Here is a 16102-nt window from a genome sequence, read left to right as displayed (position 1 = left end):
AAGTTCCAGGACGGCTACTCGGAGATGACCACGGGTCTGAAGGACGCCATTGCTGGTGTCGAGGACATGGCTCAGGCTCTGCGTGACATGGCCACCGCCATCCAGGACCTCGACAGCCAGCTCGCCGGCGGCTGAGAGCTGATTCTCCGGCTGGCGGGGATCGAGGACGGTCCCCGCCAGCCTCCCCTGACCATTGCGAGGTTGCCCGGCAGCCTCGGCGCGACCGCATAGAGCAGCAAGAACCTGGAGGCGAACTTCGTGGCAGACGTGTTGATTCCGTTCGAGCGGATGGAGGAGCTGAGCAACGCGCTCGGTCTGATCATCACCGAGTTCAAAGAAGCCAGCTCGCGCACGGGTGAGTTGGAGAACGCCATCCGTACGCCGCTGCCCGGCTGGACCGCGCTGAAAGATCGAGCTAGCGACTTCGAATCGAAGTGGGACGACAAACGTGAGACGTTGCGCGAGAAGCTCGAAGAGATGAAGAAACGGGTCGACGAGAACCGGCAGGCTTGGGCCGACTTGGATGCCGAGCTCGCGCAGATGCAGGAGGGCTCCTGATGACCGAGAACGACCCCAAGTACCGCCGGCCGCCGATGCCGGACACGCACGGCGGACGAGAACTGCTGAAGGTCGACGGCGACGCCGGCGACATCGGCACCCGGGCCGACGCGATCGTCGATCTCGGCGAGAAGATGTCGACCGCGGCCGACACGCTGCAGCTGTTCGCCGACGGCGACCTCGGTATCGGCGACTCCCTGGAGAAGATCCGCGAGCAGGCCAAGGAGGTCTACGCAGACCTACGCACTGCGGGCCAGCGCTACACCCCCAGCGGCGAGGCACTGAAGGCGTACTCGCAAGCACTCCAAACCGTTCAGGACGCGACCGACAGCCTTGTCACCAACGCCGAGAACGCCTGGGAATCGGTCAATACCACCTCCTTCGCGCTGCTCGAGGTCCAGCAGGCGCAGGAGCAGCACGACCAGGAGGCCGAGAACAAGCCCCCTGGCGAGGGCGACGGCGAGTCCGAAGCCCAGCGCCCGGACGCTTCGGGTGAGCAGGCAGCCTTCGATTCGGCGGTCGCCGACTGGGAGGGCTATTGGGGAAACTACGACGCCCCTGTCGAGACCTGGGAGGACGCGTACGGCGCGGCTCGCGACGACCTCGAGGAGGTCAACGAGAACGGTGTCGAGGACGGGTTCTGGGACAACGCGATGCCCTTTGTCGAAGGGGCGCTCAAGGTCCTCCAGGTCATCGGCTTCGTCGCGCTGATCATCGCGATCTGTTTCACGGGACCGTTTGCGGCTCTCGCCGCCGTCATCGGCATCATCGCCGGGGTCTTGACCCTGGCCCTTGAAGCCTCGAAGTTCTTGGCGGACCGAGGCTCGGGACGTGGCATGACATTGGCGATCCTCGGAGTCGTCCCGTTCGGCAAGTTCGCCAGCCTCGGAAAGCTCGCCGACGGACTGTCGTCGTTGAAGTTCTCCAGGCTCGCCGGGTCGGCCAGAGCATGGGGACAGTCTTTGGACTCGGCCGCCATGAGGAAGTTCGGGATCGACGGGGCGGACTGGATAGGGGGCCACGGGTTGAACACGAGGAACATGCTTCGAGGGTTCACCATGTTCAGCCATGGCGGCCGCAACACCTATTCCCAGGCGCTGCATGCGCTGGGCGGCTTCTCTCCGGGGACCGTCCCCGGCTCTCTTGCGGACGCTCTCGCAGGGACGGCACAAGGTGTGGGAACGTCGATCTCCAACATCGTGGGCATGGGCGACCTGATTGCGGGGAACTGATGGGAATCGCTGACAGCCTTCGTGCCGAACTCTTCGGCGCGACCAAGAAGACTCCACCGTTCGGTTTGATCTTGCCCCAAGGGTGGGCGAAGCAACCCGCCGACTTGAACGCTCTGCGCGACCAGATCCACGCCGTGATGGGTCGTTCACCTGGTGTTGATGCGATCCGGATGCGGGCCAGCGTCGACGCGATCCTGGCCCAGGCGGACAACGCAGACACGCAGGCACGCGAGCGGATGATCGCATCGGTCTCTCAGGTGGACGTTCCTGTCGACGACTTCGTCCCGATGAGCATGGCGTTGGCCTGGGTCGAAGCACCTGCTGGTTCGGCGATGACGTCGATGGCCAAGCAGCTGGTCGCCGAACGCGGGGCGGCACCGCTCGACGATCGAGGCACAATCCTTCGCTGGGTCGACCGGGTCGACCACTCGGTCGACGGTGGCACGGTGCACACGGTGCAGCCGACGTACCTCATTCGCGTGCCACATGCACCGGACACGGCGCTCATGATCCGCACGACCATCCTGGACGGCGGTAACGGCGAGCATGCCGCCGCGAACGACATCCAGGCGATGACGCTGCTCAGTGACGGGATCGTGGCCACGTTCCGTTGGAGGAACGATGGCTGACTTCACCATCGCTCCCGACCCGGCGCTCTGGCATCAGGTGCCCGACGTGGATGGCGAGGCCCGGTTCGTCGCCGAGAGGACGGCCGGACTCGAGGGAGAGGCCAAGACAGTCGCGACGACCATGGCCGAGTTCGCTCTCGCCACCCGTGGAGCGACCGGCGACCTGACGTTGTTGCTGCAGGAGCCAGAGTCGTCGTTGTACGCGGTGGCAGGCTTCGCGCTCTACACCGACCGAATGCCTCCGGCGTCCGAGCAAGAGGCGCTGGACCTTGTCACGGCGGGCAACGTCGGTCCATGGGACCCGACCGTCGTTCCGGTTGAGCTCGGCTCCCTGCAAGGCTTCCGGGTCTCCGAGTTTCTCCCGGCAGCAGGAGACGGTGGCGCCGGCGACGATCTCACTCACCTACAGCTCATCCAGACGACGTACGTCCTCTCTGCTGGGGGTCGCCTTGGGGCTGTGTCTCTGACTCCCGCGCCCTCGCCGGCAGCCGGTATATTGCTCGCGCTCATCGAGCCAGTCATTTCGACCTGGGAAGTATCGGTATGAACAACACCAACAGCACGGCGCAGGAGGAGATCGCGAAGGCGGTCGAGACGACGCCAGAGAGCGATCTGACCGCGGCTCGGATCGACGAGATCGTGCTCAAATCGACGGGCAACGACAAGCTGACCGACGATCTCTTCCGTGCCGCGGAGGAGTTCGAGTTCTCAGCGTCGCACAAGGCGTACCAGAGAGACGAGGGGCCCTGGGGCGGTGTAGGCATGCTCACAGTGATCGTCGCCGCTGCCGCCGCCGGCGGCATCTTCGGTAGGTATGGCCAGTCGCCAGGACTGACGTGGATGCCGCCGGTCCTGTCGCCCGTAGTGGCTGCCCTCATCACGATCATCGCGCTGGCGTCGGTGCGCAAGCCGATGGGCCGTAACGCTGCTGGGTCGTGTGTGATCGCGTTGGTGCTCATCGTGGCTGCGGGACTCGTCACGCTGCTCGCTCCGGGACTGAAGCCCTGGGAGCAGGTGTCGGTCATCGCTTCGATGGCGGTTGGGCTCGTGGGTGTCGCTTGGATTCATCTCGTCCGCGCACGAAACCCCGAGGCCGCCCGGGAACGCGACCTCGGACTCTTCCTTGCCCGGCGCGAGGCCCGCGCAGCTCTTGCTGAGGAACGTGAGCGATCGATTCATGCTCTGGGCGAGCGGCTCCAGAACGCAAGGGCAGACGCTGCCTCCCTCGAGTCGCTCTGGGCATACGCCGCAGGGTATGCTGACAAGCGCGGGGTGCAGGGGCTCGAGAGAGCGAATGGCCCCGTGGGCGCGTCGAAGCTCACCGCCATCTTGGACATCCCGCGCGATCATCACGACATCGCCGGCGAGCGGACCGAAGCTGCCTGGGCGGCCAAGCGCCAGAAGTCTTGATCCGAAGCTGGCCGAGCATCAGCCAGCAACGACACCGGGACTCTCTAGGCGTTGGGGATCTGCGCTCACGGTGGCCTGGCCCGACGCGGCTGTGCTTCCGGCGTCACGATGGCGCTGCTTCGCGGCGCGAACGGCCGATACTTCGCGCAGGCAATTCCGCTCGCCGAGATCGATCGCATGCATGCTGCGTTCGCCACCAACGCCAGCATCGGCTACGCCTGATCAGCGCGATCGATGGCCACCTTCTTGATCCCGACCATACTTCGGTCTCCGGCCTGCAGCGGATACACGCCGCGATCCCGGCTCAACAGATCTGAGGGACGCTTGGCGACTACGACGCGTTCTGCGTCGATCAGCTCGGCGAGTGGCTGAGCCGGTCCCGGCCGTATTCCGGCCCGGCCAGGCCGCAAAGTGGTCCGCGCCGCGGCTTCGCAGCCGAGTTCAGGGATCGGGAGGTCTAGTTCGTAGGAAGCTTGCTGGGCCGTCGGTTGGGGTGACGGAGCAGATCGTCGACGTACTCCGCGAGCGGAACTGGACCGCTGGCCATGAGGCCCAGCGGTACCTGGATCTCGGTGCCAGGCCCGGAAATAAGCAGCTGAACCTTCGGCTCAGGGGTGATCTCGACCCTGTCCAGTGCGTCCCACGGAGCCGACGAGGCGCGACGGTAGCCGTGGTACGTGACGAGGTCGTGCGTGAGCACTAGGCGGTTCAGCCTGTACTTGCCCAGCAGCGCCATCACGAACACCGGGAGGCACGCCAGTGCGACGAGGAACGAGACCACGAACATCGTGACCGAGCCTTCCTCGACTCCGTCGCGGACGAACGCCACTCCGAGCGCGACCGGATACAAGACGATGCCGACCAGCGCTATCAGCAGCGCGAGTGCGAAGAATCGGGACCCTCGCAACACGACCTCGCCCGGGTTCTCGTCGATCACGAGGACTTTGGAACGGCGCCGTGCCATGCTCAGCACCAGCGCAGCGGTTGGAAGCAGGACGACAGCAGCCATCAAAGCCGTAGCGATCCGAGCTGGGGTGGAGCCCGAGATCCAGAGGACCCAGAGCCCCAGCCCGAGCCCAGCGATCACCAGCGCGATGAGTGCGTAGACGCGAAGGACTGACTTCGACAGGACAGGCGGCGCGACGAACCTTCCGTCCGTGTTTCCTCGCGCCGCATCAGTCCCAGAATGTGATGGCATCGCCCACTGCCTCCAGACCATCGTCGATCTTCCCGCGGGTCTCATCCGACCCCCAGTTCTCGTAAGCGTATTTGGCAGCAAGTCCAACACCGACACCCACCACTGCGGCGCCTGCTGCGACAGCAATGACTGGCGCGCCGACATCGATCAGCGCGGCACCACCGACGACGGCGACCGCGCCGCGAGCACCGCCAGCTACACCGGCAGTTCCGCCGACGATGACCTTCGACCGGGTTCCTCCGTTGGCGATCTCGCCAGCGGCATAACTTCGCGAGGAGTGCCGGGTTTGACGACGTACTGTTCACTGGTCCCACCAGCACAAACATCTCCGAGGGCCTGGAACGCCGGCTTTTTCACCGTCGATGGGAACGGTGAACTGTCCCGACCTGGCTTTTGCTCCCCGGTGTGACGATGCCCTCCTCCGCGGCGCGAACGACGGTCACGTCGCTCAAGCGGGCCCGATCGACCAGATCGGTCACGTGCAGGCGGCGCTTGTGACCAACGCGAACGCCGGCGTGCGCCCGATCAGCGCGATTGACGACCACAGATTCGACTCGGAGCTCCCGAGGGTCGCTGAGCTGCACAGACATACGCAGCTATCCCGTCCAAGCGGATCTGAGGGCGTGAGGGCCGTCCGCTTGGACAGCGTCTCCGGGCCGAGGCGGCAGTAGCCGACCATTTTCGCGCGGGCTTGTTAGGACTCAAGTCCCTTCACTCGGCAGGGAACGCCTCTTTACGTTGGAAGGACGGCTTTCGCTCGCCAGTGTTCTCAGTTGCCAGCGGACGCTGTCTCCGAGCAAGTTGACGAGGAGACATCGATGAAGACGAGGCGTACGAATCGGGTGCTGGTAGTCGGCGCGGCACTGGTGATCGCGGCCACGGCCCTGACAGCCTGCGGGGGATCGGAGCCCAAGGTGCTGTCTGAGGCCGACGTCAATGAAGCGGTCGTTCCGCTCGCAACGCTCGGGTCCGGGTGGAAGGAGTCCACGAGCCAGGACGAGGGCGACGACGAGTCGCTGGGGTGCATGAAGGGCACGGAAAGCACGGCTGAGGGGACGGAGGCCAAAGCGAAGGCGGAAGGCACATACGAGATTGCCGGCGACATGGCAGTGACCTCGGTGTCGAGTGCTGTGGCGTCCTACTCGACCACTGACGAGATCGATGGCGCCCTGGACTCGGCGCGGGATGCGCTCAAGGGCTGCAAGAAGGTCAAGGAGACGGACAGCGAGGGGACGACGATCTCGCTGGAGTTCACCGTGGACGAGGAGAAGTCCCACGAGGGCGCCGACGAGCAGGTCAACGTGGTCGCGACGGGAACCAGCGGCAGTTCATGGATGGAGTTGCCGGTCGTGCTGGCGATGACCTTCACCCGGATCGGAAACCAGATCGTCACCATCACCTACGTCGATCTATCGAACTCGTTGACCCCGGCGTACGCGGATCTCACAAAGGCGGCCGCCCAGCGGGTGATCGATGTCCAGGACGGCAAAAAGCCGTCCGGGAAGGTGATCGATGGATTCGCGCAAGGAGGCGAGGATGCGGCGACCGGGCCGGGCAGCAGCGCCGAGAAGCAGTTGCCGTTCGACGGTGGTGAATTCACCTGGAAATCCGGTGTCACGATGAAGGTGACGGTCGAGAAGTCCGAGCCGTGGGGGACGACAGACGACTTCTGCGGTGATGGCTCGTGCGGTGTCGCCGAACCTGGCGACACCCGGTTCGCCTTGAAGTACGAGATCACGGTTCCGCCGGACTTCGACGGCTCGTTCGAGCCGATCAGCTGCCCTGGACAGCTTCACGTCGAGTCCGGCAACGACGAGGAGGCCTACATCGACGTCGCCGGGGAGAACGCGAAATACCTCGACGGCACGATCCGGCCGGGTGCCACGAAGTTCGGCGTCGTGGAGTACGCCATCAAGAAGGCGTCGGCCAGCGAGGAGTTCTACATCGAGTCCAGCTGTGGTGATCCGGACGGCAGCGAGATCGCGTTCTTCGGAGGCACCGTCACCGCCGGGTAGCGACGACCGGTGACCTCCGGTAAGGCGTAAACAACGAGCAGCGGACGGCGGAGGACACACGTCGAAGGGCCGTACCTGAAACCCGGTACGGGCTCGAACCGGACTGCTCGGGTGAACGTGAGCCGGGCGATGGTGGAGCGATGGACGTATCCCAGCAGACGGCGGATGAAGTGGCCGAACGGCTTTTCGGGTCGCTCCTCGGCACGGTGGAGATTGTCTCGGTCTTCATCGGAGACCGGCTCGGCTGGTATCGATCCCTGGCTGATGAGGGGCCGGCGAGTGCGGTCGAGCTTGCGGGGCGTACGGGGACACAGGTGCGGTACGCGCGGGAGTGGCTCGAGCAGCAGGCGGTGGTGGGGCTGCTGGTGGTCGATGAGGACGGCGAGGCTGACGATCGCCGGTTCGCCATCCCGGCCAGTACGGCGGAGGTGATGACCGACTCGACCAGCCTGGCCTATCTCGTGCCCATCGCCCGGATGTTCGGGACGGTCGGCTCGGCGCTGCCTCGGCTCATGGAGGCGTACCGGAATGGGGGCGGAGTCAGCTGGGACGAGCTCGGCGATGAGGCGCGGCAGTCCCAGGCCGATGGCAATCGGCCGTGGTACGAGAAGCAGCTCGGTCCGGCGCTGGCCGGCGTGCCCACCGTTCATGACACGCTCTCCACTCCGGGGTGTCGGATTCTCGACGTCGGCTCCGGTGGGGGATGGTCGAGCATCGCCTTGGCTCGCGCCTACCCCGAGGCCACCGTGCTCGGCATCGACATCGACCAGCCGTCGGTCGACATGGCCGTGGCGAACGCCCGCGACGCGGGTGTCGAGGACCGGGTGCGGTTCGTGTGCCAGGACGCAGCCACCATCGAGGAGGGGACGGTCGACGTGGCCTTCGCCTTCGAGTGCGTGCACGACATGCCTCGGCCGGTGGACGTCCTTAGCGCGGTCCGGAGGACGCTCGTGCCCGGCGGATCCCTGGTGGTGATGGACGAGGCGGTGGCGGACAGCTTCGCGCCGGACGGCGACGAGCTGGAGAGGCTGATGTACGGCTTCAGCCTGCTCGTGTGTCTGCCGGACGGGCTCTCGTCGCCCCCGAGCGTCGGGACCGGGACAGTGATGCGGCCTTCGACGCTGCAGGGGTACGGCGAGGACGCGGGCTTCAGCGGGTTCGAGGTCCTCCCGATCGAGGGGTTCGGTTTCTGGCGGTTCTACCGGCTCTCCTGATTCGGTCCACAGGCCGGGTTTTCGCAGCGACGTACGGTGGGACCGAACCACTAGCTCGCCTGAGGCGGCGCCATGAAGATCACCTCGTCCCGGGCCGTCGCCACGGTCCTCGGCACGCTCGCGCTCGGCGGGTGCGGCACCGAAACCCCTTCGGTGACAAGCACGCCTTCGACAGCGTCAGCGTCGCCGTCGGCCACAGCACCCTCGACCCCGACAGCGCCGGCCTCGCCGTCGGCCACCGAGACACCGCCGCTGTCCTCCGACGGTCGGCCGATGCGCGGGGAGCTGTCCATCCCGCGCATCGGCGTCACCGATCTCGAAGTCGTGCCCTATCGAGGATGGACCGACGACGCTCCCGGGACCGAGATCCAGAATGGCGGCGTCGCGGCCAGCCCGTACGGTCCTCGCGGCGGCACCGGGCCGGGCGGGATCGGCAACTACCAGGTGACCGCGCACCGGCTCTCCTCCACGCGGGCGTTCCTCAGGCTGCCCGAGCTCGAACGAGGCGACCGGGTCCGGGTGCGCACCGAGGAGGCGACGTACGTATATCGCATCACCGGCACCCGGGAGACGTCGTTCCGGTCGCCCGCGTCGCTGCGCGCCCAGCGTGCGGCGGTCCCCGGCAATCCCGGCCAGGAGCCCACCCGCGCGATGATCACGCTGTCCACCTGCGCCACTCCTGAGGACCACGCCGAGGGCAACTACTGGTCTGACGAGTTCGACAACCCCGAGCATCGCATCGACAAGATCGGCGTCCTCGTGGCCGTGCGGTGATGGCCGCCGTCACCGACCGTCCAGATCCCGGCGCTGGTGCATCCGCCCGCCCCCGTCGAGCTCGATGACGGTGTCGATGCCGATCCGCTGCAGGAACCCGTGGTCGTGGCTGACCACGAGCAGCGCGCCGCGGTAGGCGTCGAGGGCCTCGGCGAGCTGCTCGACGCTGGTGATGTCGAGGTTGTTGGTGGGCTCGTCGAGGATCAGCAGTTGCGCGGGCGGGTCGGCCAGGAGGAGGCGGGCTAGGGAGACGCGGAAGCGTTCGCCGCCCGAGAGCGTACGCACCGGGCGGTCCACGCTGTCGCCCCGAAGCAGGAGCCGAGCGAGCTGGTTGCGGATGGTGCCAGGCGGCAGCTCCGGCGCCACGCTGCGTACGTTCTCCATCGCGCTGGCCTCGTCGTCGAGCCCGTCGAGACGCTGAGGGAGGAGGCCGACCAGGTCGGTGAGAAGACGGCCATGCGGCCGCCCCGGCACCGGGTCGCCACCCTGGACGAGCTGGTCGAGAAGAGTCGACTTGCCGGAGCCGTTCGCGCCGATCAGCGCCACCCGTTCCGGCCCCTGGATCACGATGGTCCGGTCCTCGTCCTCGAGCTCCGCGATCCGCCGGCCGCGCGGCACGCCGGGGTCGGGGAGGGTGAGGTGGATGTGCTCCTCGTTACGTACGCGGGAACCGGCTGCATCGACGGCGGCCTGGGCCGCCTTCACCTTGTCGTCCAGCGTCGAGCGGAGCGAGCCGGCGGACGCCTGGGCTTTGCTGGCGCGGTTGCCGGCCAGGATCTTCGGGATCCCGCCGTCCTTCTGGGTCTTCTTCGCGGTCCGCTCGCGGCGGGCGAGCTTCGTCTCCGCCTCGATGCGCTGCCGCTTCTCGACCTTGAGCGCCTGCTGCGCGGACCGGGCGGCCTGCGAGGCGGCCGCCTGCTCCTGCTCCCGGTGCTCCTTCCAGGCGCTGTACGGTCCGCCGTACGTGCTCAGCGTCCCGCCGAACAGCTCGGTGGTGCTGTCCATGTGCTCGAGCAGCTCGAGGTCGTGGCTGACGACCACGAGCGTGCCCGGCCACTGGTCGACGAACTCGGCGAGCTTGGCGCGGGTGGCCCGGTCGAGGTTGTTCGTAGGCTCGTCGAGCAGCGTGATCGGGGTGCGGCGGATGCGCAGGCCGGTGATCGCGATCAGCATGCCCTCGCCGCCGGAGATCTCGGCGACGCGACGGTCGAGGTCGGCGGCGGAGAAGCCGATCTGGTCCAGGGCCTCGTCGGCACGGGACTCGATGTCCCAGTCGTCGCCGATCGTGTCGAAGTGACGCTGGTCGACCGAACCGGACTCGATCGCCCGGATCGCGGCGAGGATGCCGTCGATGCCGAGCAGGTCGGCGATCGTCGTGTCGCGCCGCAGGGTGAGCGTCTGCGGCAGGTAGCCGACCTCGCCACCGGCGTCGATGCGACCGGAGGTCGGTGTCAGCTCGCCGGCGATGAGGCGGAGCAGGGTGGATTTGCCGGCGCCGTTGCGACCGATCAGGCCGGTCCGGTCGGTGCCGAAGGTCCCGTTGATCCGTTCGAGCGCGACGGTGCCGTCGGGCCACTCGAAGGTCAGGTCGCGCAGGGTGATGGCAGATGGGGTGGACATGGCTGTGTTCTCTCGTCTCTTCCGTCGAGCGCTGAGAGGGCGCGACGGGAATCAGGTACGTGTCGACAGGAACGCGAACGTGCCGGAGAGCCCCACGCGTCGACGCCCGGGAAGGGCGGACGCGCGTGTGCGTCGAGAAGTGATCGTTCACCGGTGCGGGATGCCCGCACGGGCGAAGCCACCGGCAGTCCGGTGGCTAGATCTTGTCCACTTCGATCAGCTCCACGCCTGCACCTTATCAGCCGTGCGCGGCCCGCTCATCCGACAAATCCGTCCTGCTCCGCCTCCACGAACCACGGCGCCCGGCGGAGAACGGGCAGCACGTCATCGGGCACGTCCAGGAGCACCAGCTCGGTCCCGTCGGAGGCGAGGTCGTCGCGCAGCGAGCGGAGGGTGTTGAGCAGCGGGACGGTGACGTGGGTGAGCGTGGAGATGTCGAGGGTGACCGTCCGGGGATCGGCGGCCTGCACCAGCCCGAGCGCCGCGTCGTACGTCGCTTGGGCGTTGCCGGTGTAGAGGTCGCCGGTGAGCAGAAGGGGAAGCACCCCGTCGAGTGCCGCAGCGCGCTCGAGCCGGCGCACCCGTGGCTGGTTCACCGCGCGGATGACCAGCAGCAGGGTGAGACCGACGCCGACCGCGACACCGAGGAGCATCCCGCCGGTCAGGCCTACGGCGGCGACAGCCACGGCGACCCAGAGCTCGGCCCGGTCGATGGCGGCGTACGTCCAAAGCTCCCGTGGATCGAGCAGACCGGCCACCGCGACCAGCACCATGGCGGCAAGGATGGTCTGAGGCAGATCGGCCAGCAGGGGCGCCAGCGCGAGAGCGACGAGCAGCGCCAGACCCACCGTGACCAGCCCGGAGAGCTGGGTGCGAGCACCCGAGCGAAGGTTCACCGCCGACTGCGAGAACCCGCCGGCCGGGGGCAGCGCCTGGGTGAGCCCGCCGGCCAGGGCGCCGATGCCGGTGGCGACCAGCTCGCGGTCCACGTCGATGGCAGGCTCGTGGCGACGCCGGTTGGTCCGCGCCACCAGCACCGTCTCCAGGAACGACATGAGCGCGATCGCGATCGCGCCGGGAAGCAGCCCGATCACGTCGTCGACGACGGGCAGGCTCAAGGATGGCAGACCGGTCGGCACCGGGTCGATGAGGGCGAGGCCGCGGTCCTCGACGCCACTGAGGGCCACCAGACATATCCCCGCCGCGACGACGACGAGTGGCCCCGGCACCGCCGGTGCCACCCGCCGTAGCACCAGGAGCATCACGATCGCGGCGATCCCGACCACCGCTGTCACCGCCGAGAGCTCAGGGAGCTCGCGGGCGACCGCAGCCAGCTCCTCGATGAACCCTTCCGCCTCCGGGTCCGCCGACAGGCCGAGCAGAGCGGGCAGCTGGCTGGCGACGACGGTGAGTCCCACGCCGAGCCGGATCCCGGTCATGGTGGCGGGGGAGATGCTCTCGACCAGCGCGCCGAGCCGGGCCAGCCGCATGATCAGCAGACAGACGCCGACGAGGAAGGTCAGCGTGAACGCGGCCCGCATGAGCTCGTCGGGTCCGCGCTCGGGCAGGGTGGCCAGCGAGCTGGCCACCAGGACGGAGATGGTCGACGTCGTCGAGACGCTCAGCGCGCGTGAGCCACCGAGCAGGGCGTACGCCGCCATCGGCAGCAAGCACGTGTAGAGCCCGACGCTCGCAGGCATCCCCGCGATCGTGGCGTACGCCATGGCCTGGGGGATCACGACCGTCCCGGTCGCGAGCCCGGCGAGCACATCACCGCGCAGCCACGAGCGGTCGTAGCCGCGCATCGTCGGGACCATCCACGTCTTCACGGCCCCACTCCATCGTGACCGGGTGGTCCGGCAGGTCACCCGACTCGGGGGAGGTCGCGCGCGGGAGGGCTTGCCTAGCCTCCGAGCACAGACACGAGGAGGTTTCATGTCCGACAAGCCCAACATCCTGATCATCTGGGGCGACGACATCGGCATCAGCAACCTGAGCTGCTACAGCGACGGGCTGATGGGCTACCGCACACCCAACATCGACCGGATCGCAGCCGAGGGCATCCGCTTCACCGACTCCTACGGCGAGCAGAGCTGTACGGCGGGGCGCGCGGCGTTCATCACCGGACAGAACCCCTACCGCACGGGCCTGACCAAGGTCGGCATGCCCGGCGCGGACCTCGGTCTGCGCGCGGAGGACCCGACCATCGCGACGGCGCTGAAGTCCCTGGGCTACGCGACCGGGCAGTTCGGCAAGAACCACTTCGGCGACCGGGACGAGTTCCTGCCGACCATGCACGGCTTCGACGAGTTCTTCGGCAACCTCTACCACCTCAACGCCGAGGAGGAGCCGGAGCAGTACGACTACCCGCGCGAGGACGAGTTCCCCAACTTCCGCAAGAGGTTCGGGCCGCGCGGCGTCATCCACTCCTGGGCCAACGGCGACGGCACCCAGCGCATCGAGGACACCGGCCCGCTCACCAAGGAGCGGATGAAGACGATCGACGACGAGGTCGTCCCCGAGGCCCTGCGGTTCATGAGCGACGCGAGCTCGAGCGACACCCCGTTCTTCGTGTGGCTCAACACCACGCACATGCACTTCCGCACCCACATCAAGGACGGCAGCCGCGGCAAGGCCGGAAGGTGGCAGTCGGAGTACCACGACACGATGGTCGACCACGACGAGCTGGTCGGGTCCGTCCTGGACTACCTGGACGAGAACGGGCTGGCCGACAACACCATCGTCATGTACTCCACCGACAACGGCCCGCACATGAACAGCTGGCCCGACGCCGGCATGACCCCGTTCCGCAACGAGAAGAACTCCAACTGGGAGGGTGCCTACCGGGTCCCGGCCATGGTCCGCTGGCCCGGTCACATCCCCGCCGGCGAGGTACGTAACGGCATCGTCAGCCACAACGACTGGTTCGTGACACTGCTCGCCGCCGCCGGTGACACCGACGTCGCCGACCGGCTCAAGACGGGGACCGAGCTGGCCGGCACGACGTACAAGGTGCACCTGGACGGCCACAACCAGCTCGACTACTTCACCGGCGAGGCCGACGAGAGCCCCCGCAAGCACTTCTTCTACGTCACCGACGACGGCGACCTGGCGGGCATGCGGTTCGACAACTGGAAGTTCATCTTCCTCGAGCAGCGTCAGACCGGCACGCTGGCCATCTGGCTGGACCCGTACGTGGAGCTGCGAGCACCCAAGATCTACAACCTGCGCCTGGACCCGTTCGAGAAGGCGGAAGGCACGTCGAACACCTACTTCGACTGGATGATGGAACGGATCTGGCTGCTCATCCCGGCCCAGACGTACGTCGCGGAGATGCTGGCCTCGCTGATCGAGTTCCCGCCCCGGCAGACGCCTGCGACGTTCAGCGTCGACCAGGTGATGGAGAAGCTCAAGGCAGGCATGCCGAGCACCTGATGACCAGCCAGCTCATCTCCAGGCACCCGGTCGTCGACCTGCCCGGCGGCACCTTCACGATGGGGTCGGACGATCACTATCCGGAGGAGGCCCCGACCCACCGCGTGCGGGTCGGGGCGTTCTCCATCGACGCGCACCAGGTCACCAACGAGCAGTTCGCGAAGTTCGTGCGCAAGACCCGCTACGCCACCGTCGCCGAGCGGCCGGTCGACCCGGCTGACTTCCCCGACGCGCCGCCGGAGAACCTTCAGCCGGGCTCGCTCGTCTTCACGCCGACACCCGGACCGGTCGACCTCAGGCACGTCAGTCAGTGGTGGTCCTGGACGCCCGGGGCGTGCTGGTCGGCGCCGGAGGGACCGGGCAGCTCGGTCAAACGCCGCCCCGACCATCCGGTCGTCCACGTCGCTCTGGAGGATGCCCTGGCGTACGCCGCCTGGGCAGGTGGCGACCTGCCCACCGAGGCCGAGTGGGAGTACGCCGCCCGCGGCGGTCTCGATGGAGCGGCCTTCACCTGGGGCGACGAGCCGCGCCCGGAGGGCCGGATCATGGCCAACACCTGGGACGGTCTCGACTTTCCGTGGCGGCACACCCGTGAGAGCGGCTTCTCCCGCACCTCTCCGGTCGGGAGCTTCCCGGCCAACGGCTTCGGGCTCTACGACATGGCCGGCAACGTGTGGGAGTGGACCAGCGACTGGTGGACCGACCGGCACCCCGACGAGGTCGCGAAGCCGTGCTGCGTACCCGTCAACCCGCGCGGTGGCGACGCCGAGCAGAGCTTCGATCCCGCGCAGCCCCAGTTCCGGATCGCCCGCAAGGTCGTCAAGGGCGGCTCGCACCTGTGCGCCGACACCTACTGCCTGCGCTACCGGCCCGCGGCACGTCGCCCGCAGATGGTCGACACCGGCACCAGCCACATGGGTTTCCGATGCGTACGCCGCCCGGAGACCCAGCAACCGAAGGAGACACCGTGAACGACCAACTGCTGCCGTCCTGGCGTCCGGGTGCCACCCGCGACGCCGTCCTGGCCTTTCTCGACGCGGCCGAGGAGGTGCCCGTGGCCGACCGGATGGCCTGCTTCGACAACGACGGCACCCTGTGGTGCGAGCGTCCCACGTACGTCCAGTTCGACTTCTTCATCGACGCGCTGCGCACCAGCGCGGCGGCCGACCCGTCGGTGAAGGAGCAGGCGGAGTTCGCGGCCCTGCTCTCGGGTGACCAGCAGGCGATCGGCGACATCGGGCTGGAGCGGATCGCGATGGCTCTCACCGGCCTCTTCGTAGGCCTCTCGCCCCAGGACTTCACCGCGCGGACCCGCGAGTTCATGGCTCGCGCCGACCACCCGACCCTCGGGCGGCCGCATCGGACCTGCACCTACGTACCGATGCTCGAGCTCATCGCCGAGCTGCGGCGCCGCGACTTCTCGGTGACCGTGGTGACCGGGGGAGGGACCGAGTTCGTCCGCGCCATCACCCAGGACCTCTACGGAGTGCCGCCCGAGGCGGTGGTGGGCACGCTCATCGAGTACGACTACGCCCCGGACCCGCCGCGCCTGAGCCGGTCGGGACGCCTGGTCGGTGCCGCCAACGAGGGCACCGCCAAGGTGTCGAACATCCAGACCCAGCTGGGACGACGCCCGATCCTCGCCGTCGGCAACTCCGGCGGCGACCGGGAGATGCTGGAGTGGGCGGCGGCCGGCGATGGCCCGACGCTTTCGCTGCTCGTCAACCACGACGACGCCGAGCGCGAGTTCTCCTACGTCAGCACCGCGCAGACGTTCACCGAGCCCGAGCCGATCACCGACGTCGGCGCCCGGCTCGGCTGGACCGTGATCAGCATGGCCCGCGACTGGGAGACGATCTTCGACTGAGCCGCCGAGTCGGCTCGTCCTGACCGCAATCCCCGCCGAGTCGGCTCGTCAAGACGAGCCGACAAGGCGGGGGGGTTTGGAGTGGGGGGTGGGGTGGGCCGAGCTGTAGAGGGTGTTGTGGGGCCCCCCCCCGGGGACGGAAACCAGAAG

15 protein-coding genes are annotated in these 16102 nt (G+C 67.7%); 11 read left to right on the top strand and 4 right to left on the bottom strand.

Going from position 1 to position 16102, the window contains the following annotated elements:
- Positions 1–258: 258 nt before the first annotated feature.
- The 5 genes from ABZY89_RS28990 to ABZY89_RS28970 all read left to right on the top strand — a co-directional run bounded on the left by ABZY89_RS28990 (position 259) and on the right by ABZY89_RS28970 (position 3829).
- Positions 259–558 (top strand): hypothetical protein, encoded by a 300-nt coding sequence (locus ABZY89_RS28990; RefSeq protein WP_355232639.1) that lies wholly within the window; start codon positions 259–261, stop codon positions 556–558.
- Positions 558–1790, top strand: a complete 1233-nt coding sequence (locus tag ABZY89_RS28985) for a hypothetical protein (protein ID WP_355232638.1) — start codon at positions 558–560, stop codon at positions 1788–1790. The genes ABZY89_RS28990 and ABZY89_RS28985 overlap by 1 nt, the downstream gene beginning before the upstream one ends.
- Before the next feature lie 104 nt (positions 1791–1894).
- The gene (locus ABZY89_RS28980; protein ID WP_355232637.1) at positions 1895–2419 is read left to right on the top strand and encodes a hypothetical protein; all 525 of its coding nucleotides are present in this window, start codon (positions 1895–1897) and stop codon (positions 2417–2419) included.
- Positions 2412–2966 carry a hypothetical protein gene (locus ABZY89_RS28975; RefSeq protein WP_355232636.1) on the top strand — a complete coding sequence of 185 codons (555 nt, stop codon included), beginning with the start codon at positions 2412–2414 and terminating at the stop codon, positions 2964–2966. The genes ABZY89_RS28980 and ABZY89_RS28975 overlap by 8 nt, the downstream gene beginning before the upstream one ends.
- Positions 2963–3829, top strand: coding sequence for a hypothetical protein (locus ABZY89_RS28970; protein WP_355232635.1), 867 nt, complete (start codon positions 2963–2965; stop codon positions 3827–3829). The genes ABZY89_RS28975 and ABZY89_RS28970 overlap by 4 nt, the downstream gene beginning before the upstream one ends.
- A 457-nt stretch (positions 3830–4286) precedes the next feature.
- On the opposite strand, the gene ABZY89_RS28965 is transcribed toward ABZY89_RS28970, so the two are convergent.
- Positions 4287–4793 (bottom strand): hypothetical protein, encoded by a 507-nt coding sequence (locus ABZY89_RS28965; RefSeq protein WP_355232634.1) that lies wholly within the window; start codon positions 4791–4793, stop codon positions 4287–4289.
- Between the two features lie 1052 nt (positions 4794–5845).
- Here ABZY89_RS28965 and ABZY89_RS28960 point away from each other — a divergent pair.
- Both ABZY89_RS28960 and ABZY89_RS28955 read left to right on the top strand, forming a co-directional pair.
- A complete protein-coding gene (locus ABZY89_RS28960) occupies positions 5846–7042 on the top strand; it encodes a hypothetical protein (RefSeq protein WP_355232633.1) in 1197 nt (398 codons plus the stop codon).
- Between the two features lie 140 nt (positions 7043–7182).
- A complete protein-coding gene (locus ABZY89_RS28955; protein ID WP_355232632.1) occupies positions 7183–8256 on the top strand; it encodes a class I SAM-dependent methyltransferase in 1074 nt (357 codons plus the stop codon).
- A 50-nt stretch (positions 8257–8306) separates the two neighbouring features.
- Here ABZY89_RS28955 and ABZY89_RS28950 read toward each other — a convergent pair whose 3' ends face one another.
- Positions 8307–8549, bottom strand: a complete 243-nt coding sequence (locus ABZY89_RS28950) for a hypothetical protein (RefSeq protein WP_355232631.1) — start codon at positions 8547–8549, stop codon at positions 8307–8309.
- Between ABZY89_RS28950 and ABZY89_RS28945 the strand changes: the two genes are divergently transcribed.
- Positions 8530–9030: a class E sortase gene (locus ABZY89_RS28945; protein WP_355232630.1), complete on the top strand. Its 501-nt coding sequence runs from the start codon at positions 8530–8532 to the stop codon at positions 9028–9030. The two genes, ABZY89_RS28950 and ABZY89_RS28945, sit on opposite strands and share 20 nt — an antisense overlap.
- A gap of 9 nt (positions 9031–9039) precedes the next feature.
- On the opposite strand, the gene ABZY89_RS28940 is transcribed toward ABZY89_RS28945, so the two are convergent.
- Together ABZY89_RS28940 and ABZY89_RS28935 are read right to left on the bottom strand one after the other, a co-directional pair.
- Entirely contained in the window at positions 9040–10650 is a 1611-nt protein-coding gene (locus tag ABZY89_RS28940; RefSeq protein WP_355232629.1) for an ABC-F family ATP-binding cassette domain-containing protein, read from the bottom strand.
- Positions 10651–10907: 257 nt separating this feature from the next.
- Positions 10908–12479, bottom strand: coding sequence for a SulP family inorganic anion transporter (locus ABZY89_RS28935; RefSeq protein ID WP_355232628.1), 1572 nt, complete (start codon positions 12477–12479; stop codon positions 10908–10910).
- Positions 12480–12585: 106 nt separating this feature from the next.
- Between ABZY89_RS28935 and ABZY89_RS28930 the strand changes: the two genes are divergently transcribed.
- From ABZY89_RS28930 to ABZY89_RS28920, 3 genes are read left to right on the top strand one after another with little or no spacing between them, the layout of a single operon-like run.
- Positions 12586–14085 carry an arylsulfatase gene (locus ABZY89_RS28930; protein ID WP_355232627.1) on the top strand — a complete coding sequence of 500 codons (1500 nt, stop codon included), beginning with the start codon at positions 12586–12588 and terminating at the stop codon, positions 14083–14085.
- Positions 14085–15056, top strand: coding sequence for a formylglycine-generating enzyme family protein (locus tag ABZY89_RS28925; protein ID WP_355232626.1), 972 nt, complete (start codon positions 14085–14087; stop codon positions 15054–15056). The genes ABZY89_RS28930 and ABZY89_RS28925 overlap by 1 nt, the downstream gene beginning before the upstream one ends.
- A complete protein-coding gene (locus tag ABZY89_RS28920; RefSeq protein ID WP_355232625.1) occupies positions 15053–15952 on the top strand; it encodes an HAD family hydrolase in 900 nt (299 codons plus the stop codon). Before ABZY89_RS28925 ends, ABZY89_RS28920 begins: the two co-directional genes overlap by 4 nt.
- Positions 15953–16102 lie beyond the last annotated feature (150 nt).

Source organism: Nocardioides sp. NPDC006303 (genome assembly GCF_040613175.1).
Lineage (GTDB): Bacteria > Actinomycetota > Actinomycetes > Propionibacteriales > Nocardioidaceae > Nocardioides.
Note: the sequence above shows the minus strand (reverse complement) of the source record. Positions and strands in the feature narration are given on the sequence as shown.

Coding starts and splice junctions, on each gene's coding strand:
- ABZY89_RS28985 (WP_355232638.1), top strand. CDS start 558: ATGACCGAGAACGACCCCAAGTACCGCCGGCCGCCGATGCCGGACACG.
- ABZY89_RS28975 (WP_355232636.1), top strand. CDS start 2,412: ATGGCTGACTTCACCATCGCTCCCGACCCGGCGCTCTGGCATCAGGTG.
- ABZY89_RS28970 (WP_355232635.1), top strand. CDS start 2,963: ATGAACAACACCAACAGCACGGCGCAGGAGGAGATCGCGAAGGCGGTC.
- ABZY89_RS28965 (WP_355232634.1), bottom strand. CDS start 4,793: ATGGCACGGCGCCGTTCCAAAGTCCTCGTGATCGACGAGAACCCGGGC.
- ABZY89_RS28960 (WP_355232633.1), top strand. CDS start 5,846: ATGAAGACGAGGCGTACGAATCGGGTGCTGGTAGTCGGCGCGGCACTG.
- ABZY89_RS28955 (WP_355232632.1), top strand. CDS start 7,183: ATGGACGTATCCCAGCAGACGGCGGATGAAGTGGCCGAACGGCTTTTC.
- ABZY89_RS28945 (WP_355232630.1), top strand. CDS start 8,530: ATGCGCGGGGAGCTGTCCATCCCGCGCATCGGCGTCACCGATCTCGAA.
- ABZY89_RS28950 (WP_355232631.1), bottom strand. CDS start 8,549: ATGGACAGCTCCCCGCGCATCGGCCGACCGTCGGAGGACAGCGGCGGT.
- ABZY89_RS28940 (WP_355232629.1), bottom strand. CDS start 10,650: ATGTCCACCCCATCTGCCATCACCCTGCGCGACCTGACCTTCGAGTGG.
- ABZY89_RS28930 (WP_355232627.1), top strand. CDS start 12,586: ATGTCCGACAAGCCCAACATCCTGATCATCTGGGGCGACGACATCGGC.
- ABZY89_RS28925 (WP_355232626.1), top strand. CDS start 14,085: ATGACCAGCCAGCTCATCTCCAGGCACCCGGTCGTCGACCTGCCCGGC.